18 protein-coding genes are annotated in these 18,119 nt (G+C 40.4%); 17 read left to right on the top strand and 1 reads right to left on the bottom strand.

Translation table 11 applies throughout. From position 1 onward, the window contains the following. Window positions 1–201: 201 nt before the first annotated feature. From GSR62_RS04610 to GSR62_RS04635, 6 genes are all read left to right on the top strand, one after another. Entirely contained in the window at window positions 202–1,074 is an 873-nt protein-coding gene (locus GSR62_RS04610; protein ID WP_035448327.1) for a YitT family protein, read from the top strand. Between the two features lie 84 nt (window positions 1,075–1,158). Continuing rightward, window positions 1,159–1,350, top strand: a complete 192-nt coding sequence (locus GSR62_RS04615; protein ID WP_066023886.1) for a hypothetical protein — start codon at window positions 1,159–1,161, stop codon at window positions 1,348–1,350. A gap of 120 nt (window positions 1,351–1,470) precedes the next feature. Then, window positions 1,471–2,682 (top strand): CCA tRNA nucleotidyltransferase, encoded by a 1,212-nt coding sequence (locus GSR62_RS04620; RefSeq protein ID WP_066023887.1) that lies wholly within the window; start codon window positions 1,471–1,473, stop codon window positions 2,680–2,682. Further along, the gene (locus GSR62_RS04625) at window positions 2,683–4,563 is read left to right on the top strand and encodes an ABC-F family ATP-binding cassette domain-containing protein (RefSeq protein WP_066023888.1); all 1,881 of its coding nucleotides are present in this window, start codon (window positions 2,683–2,685) and stop codon (window positions 4,561–4,563) included. It abuts the gene before it with no gap. Between the two features lie 50 nt (window positions 4,564–4,613). Next, window positions 4,614–5,570 carry a thymidylate synthase gene (locus GSR62_RS04630; RefSeq protein WP_035448320.1) on the top strand — a complete coding sequence of 319 codons (957 nt, stop codon included), beginning with the start codon at window positions 4,614–4,616 and terminating at the stop codon, window positions 5,568–5,570. A gap of 16 nt (window positions 5,571–5,586) precedes the next feature. Continuing rightward, on the top strand, window positions 5,587–6,087 hold the full coding sequence (locus GSR62_RS04635) for a dihydrofolate reductase (RefSeq protein WP_035448318.1): 501 nt from the start codon (window positions 5,587–5,589) through the stop codon (window positions 6,085–6,087). 43 nt (window positions 6,088–6,130) lie between these two features. Here GSR62_RS04635 and GSR62_RS04640 read toward each other — a convergent pair whose 3' ends face one another. Further along, window positions 6,131–6,733 (bottom strand): hypothetical protein, encoded by a 603-nt coding sequence (locus GSR62_RS04640; protein ID WP_010689013.1) that lies wholly within the window; start codon window positions 6,731–6,733, stop codon window positions 6,131–6,133. Between the two features lie 142 nt (window positions 6,734–6,875). On the opposite strand from GSR62_RS04640, the gene GSR62_RS04645 reads away from it, so the two are divergent. The 11 genes from GSR62_RS04645 (at window position 6,876) to xerC (ending at window position 18,105) form a co-directional block, all read left to right on the top strand. Beyond that, on the top strand, window positions 6,876–7,820 hold the full coding sequence (locus GSR62_RS04645) for an SGNH/GDSL hydrolase family protein (RefSeq protein WP_035448316.1): 945 nt from the start codon (window positions 6,876–6,878) through the stop codon (window positions 7,818–7,820). A gap of 1 nt (window position 7,821) precedes the next feature. Further along, entirely contained in the window at window positions 7,822–8,418 is a 597-nt protein-coding gene (locus GSR62_RS04650) for a YpmS family protein (RefSeq protein WP_066023890.1), read from the top strand. Window positions 8,419–8,432: 14 nt separating this feature from the next. Then, on the top strand, window positions 8,433–8,654 hold the full coding sequence (locus GSR62_RS04655) for a YozE family protein (RefSeq protein WP_010689018.1): 222 nt from the start codon (window positions 8,433–8,435) through the stop codon (window positions 8,652–8,654). Next, a complete protein-coding gene (locus tag GSR62_RS04660) occupies window positions 8,655–10,112 on the top strand; it encodes a S41 family peptidase (protein WP_066023891.1) in 1,458 nt (485 codons plus the stop codon). A gap of 102 nt (window positions 10,113–10,214) precedes the next feature. Next, window positions 10,215–10,742: a signal peptidase I gene (gene lepB, locus GSR62_RS04665; protein ID WP_010689021.1), complete on the top strand. Its 528-nt coding sequence runs from the start codon at window positions 10,215–10,217 to the stop codon at window positions 10,740–10,742. A 52-nt stretch (window positions 10,743–10,794) separates the two neighbouring features. Then, the gene (gene ylqF / locus GSR62_RS04670) at window positions 10,795–11,649 is read left to right on the top strand and encodes a ribosome biogenesis GTPase YlqF (RefSeq protein WP_066023892.1); all 855 of its coding nucleotides are present in this window, start codon (window positions 10,795–10,797) and stop codon (window positions 11,647–11,649) included. Window positions 11,650–11,712: 63 nt separating this feature from the next. Then, on the top strand, window positions 11,713–12,477 hold the full coding sequence (locus GSR62_RS04675; protein ID WP_083213891.1) for a ribonuclease HII: 765 nt from the start codon (window positions 11,713–11,715) through the stop codon (window positions 12,475–12,477). Between the two features lie 42 nt (window positions 12,478–12,519). After that, the gene (gene dprA, locus GSR62_RS04680; RefSeq protein ID WP_010689026.1) at window positions 12,520–13,380 is read left to right on the top strand and encodes a DNA-processing protein DprA; all 861 of its coding nucleotides are present in this window, start codon (window positions 12,520–12,522) and stop codon (window positions 13,378–13,380) included. Window positions 13,381–13,529: 149 nt separating this feature from the next. Continuing rightward, window positions 13,530–15,644 (top strand): type I DNA topoisomerase, encoded by a 2,115-nt coding sequence (gene topA / locus GSR62_RS04685; RefSeq protein ID WP_066023893.1) that lies wholly within the window; start codon window positions 13,530–13,532, stop codon window positions 15,642–15,644. Window positions 15,645–15,659: 15 nt separating this feature from the next. Further along, complete coding sequence (gene trmFO / locus GSR62_RS04690; protein ID WP_066023894.1) at window positions 15,660–16,973, top strand: FADH(2)-oxidizing methylenetetrahydrofolate--tRNA-(uracil(54)-C(5))-methyltransferase TrmFO; 1,314 nt, start codon at window positions 15,660–15,662, stop codon at window positions 16,971–16,973. A 232-nt stretch (window positions 16,974–17,205) separates the two neighbouring features. Further along, window positions 17,206–18,105 carry a tyrosine recombinase XerC gene (gene xerC / locus GSR62_RS04695; protein WP_035448306.1) on the top strand — a complete coding sequence of 300 codons (900 nt, stop codon included), beginning with the start codon at window positions 17,206–17,208 and terminating at the stop codon, window positions 18,103–18,105. Window positions 18,106–18,119 lie beyond the last annotated feature (14 nt).

An 18,119-nucleotide genomic window follows, 5' to 3' on the forward strand; every position in this document is an offset into this window, starting at 1 on the left:
ATAATTTGTTACTTTAACAATAGCAAAAAGTGTAAATGCTTGCAAGTTTATCAATAATAAAATGTTACTTTAACTTTAAGAAATAAAATAAAAGACTGCGCCAAAAACCGGCGCAGCCAACAAAACATTTTATAACTGATCTTAAGCTAGTAAGTTAGCGACCTACTTATGTTATTATAAAACTAGAGAGGGTGTGTTTGCATGGTATCAAATGAACGTTTAAGTATAATAGATCTTATCATGATAAGTTTGGGGTGTGCTTTTTATGGCTTGGGTCTAGTCTCGGTCAATATAGCAAATAATTTAGCTGAAGGTGGAGTTACAGGGATCACGTTGATCATTCGTTATTGGTTACATATCGATCCAGCGCTATCAACGATCTTGATCAATATTCCCTTGATCATCATTGGCTATCGCTACTTAGGGAAAAAAGCTTTAGTTTATACGGTTTATGGAACATTGGCTTTGTCATTTTGGATCTGGTTTTGGCAACGATTCTATATTCCGATAAATATTCATAATGATCTCTTTATTGCCGGGATCTTAGCTGGGATCTTTGGTGGTGTTGGCTCAGGGATCGTCTATAAATTCGGTGGAACTACCGGGGGGACCGATGTCGTAGCTCGGATCTTGGAGAAGGAAAAAGGGATCCAGATGGGAAAGACACTGCTTGCGTTAGATGCGGTCGTTTTGACGTTATCTCTGAGCTACTTGGACCTACGCCAAATGATGTATACCTTGCTCGCTTCGTATGTCTTTTCGCAACTAGTTAATTTTATCCAAGGTGGGGCATATGCAGCGCGCGGTGTTGTTATTATTTCACGCTTTCCAGATGAGATCGCTAAATCGATCATCCAAGATCTTGATCGGGGCGTCAGTTATTTAGCTGGACAAGGGGCATTTTCCAATCAAGATTTTAAAGCGATCTACTGTGTCGTCAGTCCCAGTGAATTGACGGCCATCAAGCGGATCGCAGAGCATCATGATCCCAAAGCTTTTATCTCAGTCTTAGATGTGACCGAAGCATTGGGTGAAGGTTTCACGTATAATCGGCCCAAGAAGAAATTACTATGAAATGAGTGTGAGCTAAATGAGCAAAAAATATAAAATATTTGCCGGTGACGTAGAATTTTCATATATGGGTAAAGAGTTGACTAATTGTACAATTTAACAAGTGATGAGAAAAGTGAATTGATGTTTTTCGTTTTTGAAATGACCGATCACCCTAATCCAGAGGACGCTTGCTTTTATTTTGATGATCTAGAAGAACTTTACTGGCCTAAGTTGACACCCGAAGAAAAAGAAAATGTCAGAAAAGCTATCGAACCACATATCATAAAATTAAAGTAATTTACCTTAGCATTCAGCGAAAGTTGAGTGCTTTTTTGTTAGATACTTTTAATTGTAACGCTGAATTGAGACGGCTATAATAATACTGACTATATATTTAGAATAGGTTGGATATAGATTATGCAAGTAGAAAAAATACCTCAAGAATTTACGGTAGCTTTACCGTTGTTACAACAGATAAGAGCTGCTGGCTTTGAAGCTTACTTTGTGGGGGGAAGCGTCCGGGATACGATCCTAGGCTTACCGATCCACGATGTTGATATTGCAACTAGTGCATATCCGGCCGAGATAAAAGCGATCTTTGAGCGGACAGTCGACACGGGGATCGAGCACGGAACTGTCATGGTATTAGACCATGGTGAAGGTTACGAAATCACGACTTTTCGGACGGAAAGTGGCTATCAAGATTTTCGGCGCCCTGATAAAGTCGAATTTGTGCGTTCTTTAAAAGAAGATCTCAAGCGCCGCGACTTAACGATCAATGCTTTGGCTTTAGCACCCGATGGCACTGTGATCGACATGTTTTCTGGCTTAGATGACTTAAAAAATAAAACGATCCGTGCTGTGGGTGATCCGACTGAGCGTTTCTTTGAAGACGCCTTACGCATGATGCGGACAGTACGCTTTGCTAGTCAATTGGATTTTAAGATCGAGCCTAAGACTTTACAAGCGATCAAAGCCAATGCACATTTACTCGAAAAGATCGCGGTTGAACGGATTCAAGTCGAATGGATCAAATTATTATTAGGTAAAAATGTGGTCCAAGGACTAGATGCCTTTTTAGAAACAGAACTTTTCAAATACTGCCCACAATTTGCGACACGTGAGCAAGCTTTACGTAAGATCGCCAAATTGCCTCAACTAAAACTAGGAGATGAATTAGAATGTTGGGCATTATTGGCCTATGTCTTTGAGCTTACCCCTAAACAAGTCCGCAGTTTTCTCAAAGCTTGGAAAACTTCAAATGATATCAGTATGGAAGTTCAAAACGTCCTATCGATCCTTGAGCAAGCCACACCTGATCTTGATCCGTTGGTCTGTTACCATGCTAAAGAACGTGCAACTAAAGCAGCGAGCCACCTATTAGATATCTTACAGTTACCTTTGACCGGTGCTAAACTTTTACAGACCTATACAGCGTTACCGATCAAAGATAAGGCGCAGTTAGCTTTGAATGGTAAGGATCTGATCCAAACACTGGGCCTAAAACCAGGACCAGGATTAGGCAAGATCTTGAATACGCTCGAACAAAAAGTTGTGCTAGGTGAACTAGCTAACGATAAAGCAGTTTTATTAGCTCAAGCTGAAAAATTAAGTAAGGAATTAAACTAGATGCAAACACTTCGAATTGAAAATTTAACTAAGACCTATGGCGATAAAACACTGTTTCAAGATGCGAGTTTTATCATCAATGAACATGACCGGATCGGCTTGATCGGGACTAATGGTTCAGGGAAGACGACTTTTTTGAATACGATCAGTGGTTTTGATCCCGCCGATTCTGGTGAATTGATCGCACCTAATAATTATCGGATCAGTTATCTAAAGCAACAACCTGAATTGGATCCAGAAAAAACGATCATGGAAGCTGTTTTTGATGGTGCAGCGCCAGTTTTTCAGACGATCAAACATTACGAACAAGCATTAACGGCCTACAGTAATGATCCGGAAAATGAAAAACTCCAAAAACGCTACGATGAGGCTGAAGCCAAGATGAATCAAGAAGATGCTTGGAGTGCTGATAGTGATATTAAGACTATTTTGACGCAGTTACACATCAACGATTGGCATCAAAAGATCAAGACACTTTCTGGTGGTCAGGTCAAACGGGTCGGCCTAGCCCAAGTTTTGATCCAAGAGCCAGACCTACTGATCCTAGACGAACCGACAAACCACTTGGACTTTGATTCGATCGCTTGGCTAGAAAATTACCTAGCTTCGTATAAGGGTGCGCTTTTAGTAGTGACCCATGACCGTTATTTCTTAGACCAGATCGCTAATCAGATCATTGAACTATCATTTGGCAAATTATATTTTTATACCGGGAATTATCAAGATTTTGTCGATCAAAAGGCAAAACGTGTCGAACGCGAATTGACTGCTGAACATAAGCAACAACAGCTCTATAAAAAAGAATTAGCGTGGATGCGTACCGGGGCTAAAGCGCGAACGACTAAACAGCAAGCTCGGATCAATAGCTTTAATGAACTAAAAGAAAATCTCAACAAAGTTCAAGTTGATGGTAAAGTCGATATCAATCTAGGGCAACAACGCTTAGGTAAAAAAGTTTTAGAGCTAAAACATGCTTCATTAAACTTAGATGAGCATGCGATCTTAAAAGACTTTGATCTGTTGATCCAAGCCGGTGATCGGATCGGGATCACAGGGGGCAATGGTGCTGGTAAATCAAGTTTATTGAATGTTTTAGCTGGGAAATTAGCTTTAGACAGTGGAAAATTGATCACAGGTGAAACGGTTAAGATCGCCTACTACCAACAAAAAACAGAAGACATCCCTGAGGACAAACGAGTTATCAGTTATCTAAATGATGTTGCTCAAACGATCGTCAATAAAGATGGCGAGCACGTCAGCACGACGCAATTGCTCGAACAGTTTCTCTTTCCAAGATCAATGCATGGTACCTTGATCAAGAAACTTTCTGGGGGCGAAAAACGGCGCTTATATCTTTTGAAACTACTGATGATGCAGCCAAACGTCTTGATCTTAGACGAACCGACAAACGATCTAGATATCGGTACATTGACGGTATTGGAAGATTATCTTGATCAATTCCAAGGAACCGTGATCACAGTTTCGCATGACCGTTATTTCTTAGACAAAGTAGCCGATTCACTTTTGATCTTTGAAGGCAATGCTAAAATAACACGGCATTATGGGCTTTTCACAGATTATCTAAAAAAAAATCTAGATAAACGACCTGCCAAAAAAGTAGTCAAGGAAAAGCCAGTTACCAAATCGACTGAACCAAAAGAAAAAACAAAATTGACTTATGCTGAGCAGCTTGAATTTGATAAATTAGAACAAGAGATCGAAATGTTGGATGAAAAGCTAGAACAATTACAGACGCAAATGGGTGAAGTGGATGGTTCAGATTATCCTAAGCTCGCCAGTTTACAACAAGAGATCGACGACCTAAATGCACAAAGTGAACAAAAAATGGCCCGCTGGGAAGAGTTAGGACAATACGTCTAATAAAACATGATATAATGATCTATCCCAAATAATTGCATCGGAGGAAGAAAATGACTGCACTTGAAGAACCGTATTTACAATTGATTCGAGATATTTTAGAAAAGGGTCATCAAAAAGGTGACCGGACTAAAACAGGGACGACCAGTTTATTTGGTTATCAAATGCGCTTTGACCTAAGCCAAGGTTTTCCTTTATTGACAACTAAAAAAGTTCCTTTTGGCTTGATCAAAAGTGAGTTGCTTTGGTTTTTGAAGGGTGATACCAATATTCAATACCTATTGCAACATAATAATCATATTTGGGATGAATGGGCTTTTAAAAATTGGATCGAAAGTGATGAGTACACTGGACCAGATATGACTGATTTTGGCTTACGTGCTCAAAAAGATCCAGCGTTCAAAGAAGTATATCTAACACAAAAGAAGCAATTTTGCGACCGGATCGTTAACGATGATGAATTTGCAGCTAAGTATGGCAATTTAGGTGACGTTTATGGTGCACAGTGGCGGCATTGGAAAACCCATACAGGCGAAACGATCGATCAGATCAAAGATGTGATCGAGACGATCAAAACTGACCCAAATTCTAGACGAATGATCGTTTCGGCTTGGAATCCTGAAGATGTACCTTTCAGTGCTTTGCCACCGTGCCATACGTTATTTCAATTTTATGTCAATGACAATAAGTTGAGTTGTCAGCTCTATCAACGAAGTGGTGACGTCTTTTTAGGAGTACCGTTCAATATTGCTAGTTATGCTTTATTGACACATTTGATCGCCCATGAAACAGGATTAGAGGTAGGCGAATTTATCCATACTTTAGGGGATGCGCATATCTACTCTAACCATCTTGAGCAAGTTAAAGAGCAATTAGCACGTACACCTAAAGTGGCCCCTAAGTTGTGGTTGAATCCAGCTAAAAAAGACGTTTTGTCATTTGAAATGGATGATATCAAACTAGAAGGCTATGAATCTTGGGGAGCTATCAAAGCACCTGTGGCTGTATAAGAAAAGGGGTAAAAAAATGATCTCATTTATTTGGGCTGAAGATAAGGCACATCATATCGGATACCAGGGGAAATTACCTTGGCATCTGCCAGCTGATCTAGCTTTCTTTAAAAAACAAACTATCGGTCACCCGATCGTTATGGGACGCAAGACTTTTGCTAGTTTTCCAGGCTTATTGCCGAAGCGCCAACATGTCGTCTTGACGCACAGTGAAGAATTAAAAAAAGAAGCACAAACGACTGAACGCTTAACGGTTTTTTCAGATCTAACTGAGCTAAAGACTTGGTTATCACAACAGTCTGAGGAAGTTTTTGTGATCGGTGGCGCTTCGCTGTTCAATAGTTTGCAAGAAGAAGTTGAGCGCCTGTATGTGACCAAGATCGCTGCTGAATTTAAGGGTGATACGCTTATGCCTGAGCTAGATTATTCAAAATTCAGAGTGATCTTTCAAGAAGACGGTGTGGTCGATGAAAAAAATCATTATCCACACACCTTCTATATCTATGAACGTAAATAAAAAACGGGGATGTTTTATTACGACATCCCCGTTTTTATCATCACTAACGGATCAATTGTATCAGACCTAAAAGCCAAGTCCAGATCAGCAATGTTTCTGCAAGACATGAGAGCCAAAGTAGTTTAGGCTGGGCTTTATTCCACCAATAGGAAAGGATCCCTAAGATGATGGCGATAATAAAGAGTGGTTCAAAGATCTGACCGGTAACGATCAAGATCAAACAGACCAACCAAACGACCAAGCTAACGGCATAGACCCATTGCCAGTATTTTAGATAAAAAACACATTCATAGATCAATGTTAAGACCGCCCAAGCAGTCACGAGTCCAAAAGCGACCCAGCCGGCTGCAAAAAACTTTACCCCAAAACAAAGTGGGTAAAGCAGCGTCATAAGCGTCAAAGCTCCTAAGCTACGTGTTATCGTGTCTAAAGGACGGTGAGCTTTAGTATTATACAGAGCTAAAGTAATGATCTTTAGCAATAGATACAGGCTAACAGTCCCTAAGATAAGCGAAAGCGCAACAATAAAGGCAGTTTTGGGATGCCCAGCTAGCAGCGTGATGATCGTTAAAAAGACAGAGCCTAGCAGCGCGATCCCTGTGATGATCGAACTAGCGATCAGATTTTTGTTAGTATATTTAGGCAAATAGATCGACCTTTCTGATAAAAAATTTTTAATCAATTACAATTGTAACATACTAGCAAATACAACTTACATGAGATAAGTATTTAAATTAAAGTGCATTTAGCTTACAATAAAGGCAAGACCAATTAAAGGGGGATATTTTTTGAAAGTAATCGGAAAAATAGCAGCATTTGTCGGTTGTATCGTTGGAGTAGCTGCTGTTTTTTATTTAGTTTTACAGCTTGTATTACCGCAGAAACAAGAATTGGACCCAGTCAAAAAAGTTACCGCTAAAGTGGAACGAGCTACTACCAAAAAAGCCAAACCGACCCTGACCTTGACTGCTTTAGGTGATTCTTTGACTTTTGGTGTGGGTGATACCACAGATAAAGGTGGTTATGTTGGCTTGATCAAGACCAAGCTCGAGCAAAAACAAGCTCTAACGGTGACCACACACAATTACGGCAAGACTGGTGATCGTAGTGATCAGATAAAACAACGTGTGCTTGATTCAAAACAGCTCCAGTCAGATCTTAAAAAGGCTGATGTGATCACGATGACGGTCGGCGGGAACGATCTAATGAAAGTTCTTCAACAAAACTTCAATAGTTTAGCTGAAAATAAACTCAGTAATGCAATGCCTAAAGCTAAAACTGAATATGCAGCTAATTTACAGAGTTTATTAGCGACTGTGCGGCAATATAACAAAACTGCACCGATCTTCTTGATCAGTGTCTACAATCCATTTTATGTATATTTTCCGACTTTAACACAAATGCAACAATATACTGATGAATGGAATGAAGTTGCTAAGGATACTATTAAAAATGAGTCGAAGATCTATTTTGTGGATGTAAATAAGCGGCTATCTGAGGGGCAATATTACGGTAGATCGAAGGCAACACTGCAAAAAAATGCGACGACCGATCTAAATGATGTTGCTGATAGTAAACTTGAGCAACTTTTAAGTGATGATAAGGAGAAAAATGACTATCTATCTGATGAAGATCATTTTCATCCTAACGATAAAGGTTATCGCTACATCACTTCTAGACTATATCAAGTGATGCTCAAACATAAAAGTACATGGTTAGAGGGTGAAAAATAAAATGAAACAAAATCCTTGGAAATGGGCGTTTGCGATCCTTTTAGGGCTAGTATTAGGCTTTATCGTCTTTGTTTGGTTTCAAGTAACGACTCCAAGCTCAGATCAAAAACAGATCGCAACGCAAACAACACAAAAACAAGGACAGTATGCCAATGTCAATGTTGTTTTGAATAAAGAGCAACTAAGTGCGGCTGTCAACTATTATCTACAACAAAACCAAAAGAAGGGTGCGATCAAGTACCGTTTCGTCTTGGATAAATCTGCGATCTTGATGGGGACGACAAAGATCTTAGGCAAAGATGTCTCCTTCACGCTATATGCGACGCCACAGCTTGACGATTCGGGAAATCTAGAACTAAAAACTAAATCAGTCGCGATCGGATCTTTGAATGTTCCACCAAGTTTTGTCTTAGGGTATATCAAAAATAATTACGATCTCGGTAAGTGGGCTAAGATCAATGCCTCCAAAGCAACGATCACCCTTGATCTAAATCAATTGACCAAAAAACAAGGGATCAAGATCCAAGGTGAAAAATTTGATCTCAAGCAAGATGATCTTCAATTTAAAGTCGCTTTCCCATTGAGTAATACTAATTAAAGGTAGGTAAATTTATGCGCGAAAGTTTTTATCGGTATTTGATGACTAAACGTGATCCCAATGGTGTAGATGAGATCAGTCATTTTGCCAATGCAGCGTTCTTTGATCAAGCTTTTCCTAAACATTCGGATGATTATCATGAGATCTCGCATTATCTCGAATTGAATGCGACTTATCTACCTTCAATGAGTGTTTTCGATGAAGCTTGGCAAGGATATTTGGAAGAGGTAATTTAAGTGGAAAAAGAGAAGCAAAAAGAACCAAAACTTAAAAGAGTGTTTTTACAAAAAAAGTACAATTTATTGACCACCGTGCTCGTTGCAGTTTGTGTCGCCTTGCTCAGTGGTGGTGGCGTGTTTTGGCTGATGGATCGTCAGGTAAAGGGGCTCGAGTCGGCTAACCAAGCAATGGGCAAGATCAATACGGTCTATAATGCCCTTTACTACAACTATTATAAAGATGTCAGTCAACAAAAACTGGTTGATGGTGCTTTAAATGGGATGGTCGGGGCTTTAGGTGATCCCTTTACCGAGTATATGAATGCGACTGAAAGTCAAGAATTAAATGATTCGATCTCGGGAAGTTTTGGCGGTATCGGCGCCCAAGTGCAAAAAAGTGGTTCAGAGATCAAGATCATGTCACCGATTGCAGGGACACCAGCTGCTAAAGCCGGTTTGAAAGCAAATGATGTTATCGTCAAGATCGATGGCAGATCGACTAAGGATTACTCCTTGAATAAAGCTGTTTCATTGATGCGGGGTAAAGTTGGGACTAAGGTTTCAGTTACGATCAAGCGGAATGGAACGACTTTCACGAAGACTTTGACGCGGGCTAAGATCCCAGTTAAAACAGTTGAGGGTAAATTAGCTACTGAAGATAAGCAGGTCGGTTATATTCAAGTAACTTCATTTTCTGAAAATACTGCCAAAGAATTTAAACAAACAGTCCAAAGCTTGCGCAAAAAAGGGGCTAAGTCCTTTATCATCGATGTACGTAATAATCCAGGTGGCTTGATGGATCAAGCTTTAGCGATGTCTTCAATGTTTGTTGAAAACGGCAAACCGATCTTACAAGTTGTTGGCCGTGATGGCAAGCCAACGGTCTATAAGGCAAGTAATGAATTGGATGACGGTTTCAAGGTCAAGGAAAAATCGATCGTCTTGATCAATGGCGGCTCCGCTAGTGCTTCAGAGATCTTTGCGGCGGCACTCAAACAATCAGGTAACAATGTCACTTTGATCGGAACTAAGTCCTATGGTAAAGGAACAGTTCAAAATACGCTACCATTCAAAGATAAGACTGAATTGAAATTAACGATCGCTAAGTGGTTGACGCCAGATGGAACTTGGATCCATAAAAAAGGGATCAAGCCAGATGTCGAAGCGGATTATCCGGATGTTGCCTACTTGACTGCGATCGATACAGCTAAAACCTATCAAGAAGGACAAAATTCAAAGCAGATCAAGAATTTGCAACAGATGCTGGTCTTTTTAGGCTATGATTTGGATGAAAAATCAGGTTACTTTAATGAGCAAACTAAGCAAGCTGTTGAAAAATATCAAACAGATAATGGGCTAACAGTTACCGGAACGGCTGATAAAGCAACCGTTGAAAGTATTGAAGCCAAAGTTGCTCAAAAAGTCACCGAATCAGACAATGCCTACCAAAAAGCTGTCGAAAAATTAAGTGAATAACTTTTTTAACGGGACGTCTCAAAACAGACGCCCGTTTTTTATCTTTACAAGAATTATGTTACAATATGGGTGTATTTTTCAGAAAGGGACGTAGAGATCATCATGAAAGTACATGTAGATAAACAAAAACTCAAAAAATGGAGTGGTCCCTTCGTATTGGCGCTCGTAATAGCGCTCTTCATTCGCTTTTTTTTAGTCACCCCTTTGGAGGTCAATGGCAATTCGATGTTACCAGCACTTCATGATCATGATGAAGTCTTGGTGCGACATTACGGTACGATCAAGCGTTTTGATATCGTCACTTTCAAGCTCGCTAATGGTGAAACTTATATCAAACGGGTGATCGGGTTACCTGGTGATGAGATCAAATATGAAAATAATCAGCTTTATGTAAATCAAAAGAAGGTCCCAGAAAAATTTCTAACGGATCCAAATTTGGGTGAAACTTCAGATTTTACATTGGATGATTTTTTTACGACTACTAAAGTCCCAGCGCGTAAATATTTTGTATTGGGAGATAATCGCCGGATCAGTCAAGATTCGCGTACTTTAGGGATGGTCGATGAAACGTGTATCTCAGGACGAGCCTGGATCATTTACTGGCCTATCTGGCATTTTAAAGTACTATAAGGCATGGTATAATAGCAAAAGCTAATTTAATTTTATGAAAGGATGCAAAAACATGGCAATTATTCAATGGTTCCCTGGTCACATGGCCAAAGCCTTACGTCAAGTCAAAGAAAACCTCAAACTGGTGGATGTCGTTTTGGAATTAGTCGATGCTAGACTACCTGAATCATCACGTAATCCCCAGTTAAAGGATCTATTACAAGACAAGCCAAGTATTATCGTGCTGACGAAAATGGACTTAGCTGATCCTAAGGAAACCCGTAAATGGATCGAGTATTACGAAAAAATGGGACAACCTGCTGTAGCGATCAACAGTGTTCAAGATTCATTAAAAGTGATCGATAAGAAGATCAAAGAAGTCTTAGCTGAAAAATTAGCAAATAAAAAAGCACGCGGGATCTTATCGCAACGCATCAAAGTCATGTGTATCGGCATCCCTAACGTAGGAAAATCTACGTTATTGAATCATTTGGTCAAAAAAAATGTTGCTCAAGTTGGCAATCGCCCTGGGGTCACCAAGTCGCAGCAATGGTTGAAAGCTGGCAAAGATCTCCAATTATTAGATACACCGGGGATCTTGTGGCCGAAGTTCGAAGATCCGATCGTGGGTAAAAAGCTAGCTTTGACGGGTGCGATCAAGGATACTTTATATGCAAAAGATGATGTTGCGTTATATGAGATCGAAGAATTCAGTGCAAAAAATCCACAAGCTTTGATCGAACGCTATAAGATCGACGAAGAACTTTTGGAATTGCCGACAGTTGAAGTTTTACTGGAACTGACGCGTAAATTGGGCTTTAAAGATGACTATGAGCGCGCAAGTGAACGTTTGATCTTTGATTGTCGCAAGGGCAAGTTAGGACGTTATACTTTGGATGACGTTCCTAAAGATCCAGCTAAAGTTTAGATCATATTCGAGAGGGACTTGCAGTAGCATGCCCCTCTTAATTTATTAATTGGGGGAATTATTTTGGCATACACGATCGCACAGATCAAAGCGCTATTAAAGGCTGAGCCTAGCGCTGAAATGTTAGCAGAATTGAAAAACGACCCGCGTAAAGGTGTTCAGACTGCCTTAGCAACGTATTATAAACAAAAAGAAAAACAGACACAAAAGCTAGTCAAATTTAAAGAACGCTTGCGTTTAGAAAAACAACTATGGAATAATGACGTTGAATACGTTGCCGGGATCGACGAAGTCGGTCGCGGCCCTTTGGCTGGTCCAGTCGTTACAGCAGCAGTGATCTTACCGCATGATTTTCAATTAGTTGAAGTCAATGATTCAAAGCAGTTATCTGAAAAAAAACGTGAAGAACTTTATAGTAAAATTTTAGAACAAGCGGTCGCGGTAGCCGTTGGAGTAGCCGAAAATGATCTGATCGATGAAGTCAATATCTATCAGGCAACTCGGATCGCAATGAAAGAAGCTTTGGAAGCTTTAACGATCAAACCGGGGCATATTTTGATCGATGCGATGCAGATCGATACTGACATCCCGCAAACAAAATTGATCAAGGGCGACGCTAAATCAGTTTCGATCTCAGCCGCTAGTATCGTTGCTAAAGTCAATCGTGACCACTTGATGAAATTTTACGATACGGTATATCCAGGCTATGATCTAGGTAATAATGCTGGCTACGGGACGCCTAAACATTTGGCTGGTCTAGCTCAAAAAGGAGTCACTCCGATCCATCGTAAGACATTTGAACCAGTTGTTAAATATTTAAGCAAATAAACTCATACCTTTTGCGTATTTATATAGCGAGAGGTGTTTTTCATGAACGAATTAGAATTTTTCTTGCTGAAGCTACATTTATGTAACCTAGATCTTAAAAATGAATTACGGGTCGTTCGTTATATGCTTTCATTTGAGCGTTGCCCTAGTAAAGATGAACTTTTTTTACTTCTAAAATTAGGACAAACGCAAAAAAATGATCTATGGGATGCTCTACAAAGTAAACAATTAGCGCAAAAGGTCCGCCAAAATCTAAAGGTCAGTCATTTTTTGACGATTTTAGATAAGCGTTACCCGTCACAATTACAGGAAATATACTCACCACCGGTCGTTTTGTTTTATCAAGGTGATATCGAACTGTTGGATTCTAAAAAACTCTTAGGTGTAGTCGGAGCACGGCAATGTAGTTCATATGCACTGCAAGCCTTGACTCAATTATTACCTAACGTGATCCAACAACAACTTGTCCTTGTCAGTGGGTTGGCCAAGGGAGTTGATGGTCTTACTCATCAGTTGGCTTTGAAACACCACGGAAAAACGATCGCTGTGATCGGTAATGGCCTAGATATCAGTTACCCAAGCTGTAATCGTGCTTTACAAACACAGATCGCACATGCTGGACTGTTGCTCAGTGAATATCCTTTGGAAAGTCGGCCGTTGAAATACCATTTTCCTTTGCGTAATCGGATCATTGCAGGATTGTGCCAAACAGTGTTAGTCGTTGAGGCAAGACATCACAGTGGCAGTTTGATCACCGCTAATCTTGCACTACAAGAAAATCGCAATGTTTTAGCTTTACCTGGGCGCATAAATGATATCAATTCGATGGGATGTAATGAGTTGATCGCAGCTGGAGCCAAACCAGTCCTGAATAGTAATGATATCTTAGAAGAATTTATTTAGGTAAGGTGAACAATAGCTGAGAAATGTTCAAACTGCTTGACAAAGTTAGTTTAAATAGCATAACATGAGTATCGAATTTCGTGACTGGTCGATCGATCGTGTCAGCAGATATTTTTAAATCAAGACTATATTATGAGGGAGTTGTTGGTATGCCGAGGTCTACAACTGGGACTGCTACCAAAAAGAAAACAAAACGCAAAGTAAAAAAAAATTTAGTGATCGTGGAATCACCTTCTAAGGCTAAAACGATCGAAAAATATTTAGGCTCACGCTATAAAGTTATGGCTAGTTTAGGGCATATTCGTGACTTACCTAAGAGTAAGATGGGGGTCGATGTTGAAAATAACTACGAACCACATTACATTTCGATCCGCGGTAAAGGTGATGTGATAAAAGAACTGAGAAAAGAAGCCAAAAAGGCTGCTCACGTTTATCTCGCAGCCGATCCGGACCGTGAAGGAGAAGCGATCGCATGGCACTTATCCTATCTTTTAGGGCTTGATCCAAAAGATAAAAACCGGGTCGTGTTCAATGAGATCACTAAAGATGCGGTTAAAAATGCTTTTAAAAACCCACGGGCGATCGATATGAATTTAGTTGATGCTCAACAAGCTAGGCGGGTTCTTGATCGTTTAGTAGGTTACTCGATCTCACCACTATTATGGGCTAAGATCAAAAAAGGGCTATCAGCTGGGCGTGTGCAATCGATCGCTTTAAACTTGATCATTCAACGTGAACAAGAGATCAAAGCTTTTAAGCCTGAAGAATATTGGACTTTAGATGCTCAATTCAAAAAGGATAAAGCTAAATTCGATGCTAGTTTCTATGGCTTAGACGGCAAGAAAGCTGAGCTAAAGAACAACGAAGCAGTGCAAAATGTTTTAGCTAAGTTAGACACTAAGAAGCCATTTACTGTTTCAAGTGTTACTAAGAAGGAACGTAAACGGATGCCACAGCCACCATTTACGACTTCGACGTTGCAACAGACTGCAAACAACACATTGAAATTCAAGACACAAAAGACGATGATGGTGGCCCAACAACTCTATGAAGGGATCAGTTTAGGCCGTGGCGGTGCTGTTGGGTTGATCACGTATATGCGGACCGACTCAACACGGATCTCTAGTGTAGCAAAGCATGAAGCTTCGACCTTTATTCATGAAGAATATGGTGAAGAGTATGCAGCTTTAAAGCCGCGTAAGGCTAAACTATCTGAAGGAGCACAAGACGCCCATGAAGCGATCCGACCTTCTTCAGTTATGCGGACCCCTAAATCGATCGAGAAATATTTGACTAAAGATCAAATGAAACTCTATTCTTTGATCTGGTCACGGTTTGTGGCAAGTCAGATGACACCGGCGATTGTCGATACGATGCGCGTCGATCTAACGCAAAATGGTGTGACTTATCGTGCAAATGGATCAAAACTAAAATTTGATGGTTTTACTAAGGTCTATGCTGAATCCAAGCGCAAAGATAATGTCTTACCAGACCTAAAAGAAGCTGATGAAGTTTTAATGGTCAAAAATCAACCCAATCAACACTTCACCTTACCACCAGCTCGTTATACTGAAGCTAGTTTGATCAAGACGCTCGAAGAAAATGGGGTCGGACGTCCTTCAACGTATGCGCCAACGCTAAATGTCATCCAAAAGCGTTACTATGTAAAATTAGCTGCCCGTAAATTCGAACCAACGGAATTAGGTGAGATCGTTGATAAGATGATCCAGGAATGCTTCCCTGATATCTTAGATGTTGATTTTACGGCTAATTTGGAAGGACAGCTAGATGAGATCGAAGAAGGTAAACAAGAATGGGTCTCCATTATCGACGAATTTTATCAACCATTCTCTGATGAGGTCAAAGAAGCTTCTGAAAAATTAGCTAAGGTCACGATCAAAGATGAACCAGCTGGTTTTAACTGTGAGATCTGTGGTGCCCCAATGGTCGTCAAAATGGGACGCTATGGTAAGTTTTACGCTTGTAGCCGGTTCCCAGATTGCCGTAACACCCAAGCAATCATCAAACAGATCGGGGTAAAATGCCCAGTTTGTGGCAAGGGACAAGTTGTTGAACGTAAATCCAAGAAGAATCGTGTTTTCTATGGCTGTTCGCGGTATCCAGACTGCGAGTTTGTTTCTTGGGACAAGCCGGTCGGTAGAAATTGCCCTAAATGTGACCACTATCTAGTCTATAAAAAGACGAAAAAGGGACAACAAGTTAAGTGTCCAAATGGTGACTATGAAGAAGCCATTCAAAAATAACTAAGGAGTAAAATAATGACAACTACTAGCATTAATGTTATTGGTGCCGGTTTAGCCGGCAGTGAAGCTGCTTGGCAGATCGCCAAACGTGGCCTCAAGGTTCGACTTTATGAAATGAGGCCTGAGAAAAAGACCCCAGCCCACCATACACAAAATTTTGCTGAATTGGTCTGCACTAACTCGTTGCGTGCAAATCAATTAACAAATGGTGCGGGGTTGTTAAAAGAAGAGATGCGGCGCTTAGATTCGATCATCATGGAGGCAGCCGATACACATAACGTTCCCGCTGGTGGAGCGTTAGCCGTTGACCGCGAAACGTTCTCGAGTGCGATCACAGAAAAATTGACAAATCATCCTAATGTGGAAGTTATCCGAGAAGAATTGACTGAGATCCCAGAAGGATTAACGGTCATTGCGACTGGACCATTGACTTCTGATCCATTGGCGCAAGCGATCAAGCGTTTAACCGACGATGAAGGTCTATATTTCTATGATGCCGCTGCTCCGATCGTTGAAAAATCATCCCTTGATATGGATAAGATCTATTTGAAATCACGTTACGATAAAGGCGAAGCAGCTTATCTCAACTGTCCAATGACAGAAGAAGAATTCTACAATTTTTATCATGAGTTGATCAATGCTGAGATGGCTGAATTACATGACTTTGAAGATCAAAAATTCTTTGAGGGCTGTATGCCGATCGAACAAATGGCTTCGCGTGGTGAAAAGACGATGCTTTTTGGTCCTTTAAAACCAGTTGGCCTAGAAGACCCTAAAACGGGTAAAGAACCTTTTGCCGCCGTTCAATTACGGCAAGACAATGCTGCGGGTAACTTATATAACCTTGTTGGGTTCCAGACGCATCTCAAGTGGGGCGAACAAAAACGGGTCTTTTCAATGATCCCAGGGCTAGAAAATGCTCAATTTGTCCGTTATGGTGTGATGCATCGCAATACTTACTTGCGTTCACCAGAATTTTTAAATGCAACATATCAAACTAAAAAGCGTGCTGATCTATTATTTGCAGGTCAAATGACAGGTGTCGAAGGCTATGTTGAAAGTGCAGCTAGCGGACTTTATGCAGGGATCAATGCAGCCTTGATCGCTCAAGGTAAAGAACCAGTCGTTTTCCCAGAAGAAACGATGATGGGGGCAATGGCTCACTATATCACCCATGCTAGTCCTAAGCATTTCCAACCGATCAATGCAAACTTTGGGATCATCCCACGTTTGGAAAAACGTATCCGTGAAAAACGCGAACGCAATTTAGCTTTATCACAGCGTGCGTTAGCTGTTTTAGAAGAATTTAAAACAACAGCTGATATTTAAAGAAAGAATAAAAACTCGTATTTCTCGTGTGAGATGTACGAGTTTTTTAGTGTGCTTATCACTTTACGCGAACATACTTTCGTTTTAGAATATACATGTTCATAGACGAAGAGATATCTCAAACGTCTAACCTTAAGAAAGTTTAAAAGTTTTAGACATATACGTATTTAGGAGCTTGACTAACATTGACCAATATTAGAAAATAGCTTTAGATAGGTGAAGGAGCAAGCAAATGGAAAAAAAGTGGATCACAGAATTTAAAGAATATCTTCGCGTCGAACGCCAATATTCGCCTAAGACGATCACTGCTTATTTAGAAGATGTTACTGAATTTGAGCAATTTTTAGCTGACAGTGGTCATCCTAAATCATTTGCAGCGATCACGACTTTTGATGTTCATGTCTTTATGAGTGAGCTTTACGATAAAGATCTCAAAATGAGTAGCATTTCGCGTAAAGTCTCAAGTCTACGGGCGTTTTATCGTTTTTTGTTGCGCAATGGATATGTGACTAAAGATCCTTTTGCATATGTGCAGATCAAACAAAATCCACGGCGCTTGCCACGGTTCTTTTATGAAAAAGAACTCGAGCTTTTATTTGAGGAAACAAGGCGCCCGGATAAGCTTTCGTTACGCGATAACGCCCTGCTTGAAACACTTTATTCGACAGGGATGCGGCTCAGTGAGTGTACTGGGCTCAAGCTTGAAGATATCGACTTTGAACTAAAAACGATGCTTCTTCACGGAAAGGGACGCAAGGATCGGTATGTGCCATTTGGGTCATACTGTTATACTTCACTTAAACGTTATTTGGCGAAGTCACGTAAGCCACTGATGGCTAAATACAAACGTGACCATGATCATGTTTTTGTGAACCATCATGGTGATCCCTTGACAGCTGCTGGTGTCTCTTATGTTTTAGACCAGATCGTTAAGCGCAGTTCGCTTTCGAGCACGATCCATCCCCATGAATTGCGGCATACCTTTGCCACACATTTGTTGAGTAATGGGGCAGATCTACGAGCGGTCCAAGAACTTTTAGGCCATAGTAGTTTATCGACCACACAAATATATACACACGTTACGCCGGAACACTTACAACGAGATTATCGGAAGTTCTTTCCACGAGCGTAAATTTAGGAGGAATT

It is taken from the genome of Ligilactobacillus animalis (assembly GCF_009933595.1).
Taxonomy (GTDB): domain Bacteria; phylum Bacillota; class Bacilli; order Lactobacillales; family Lactobacillaceae; genus Ligilactobacillus; species Ligilactobacillus animalis.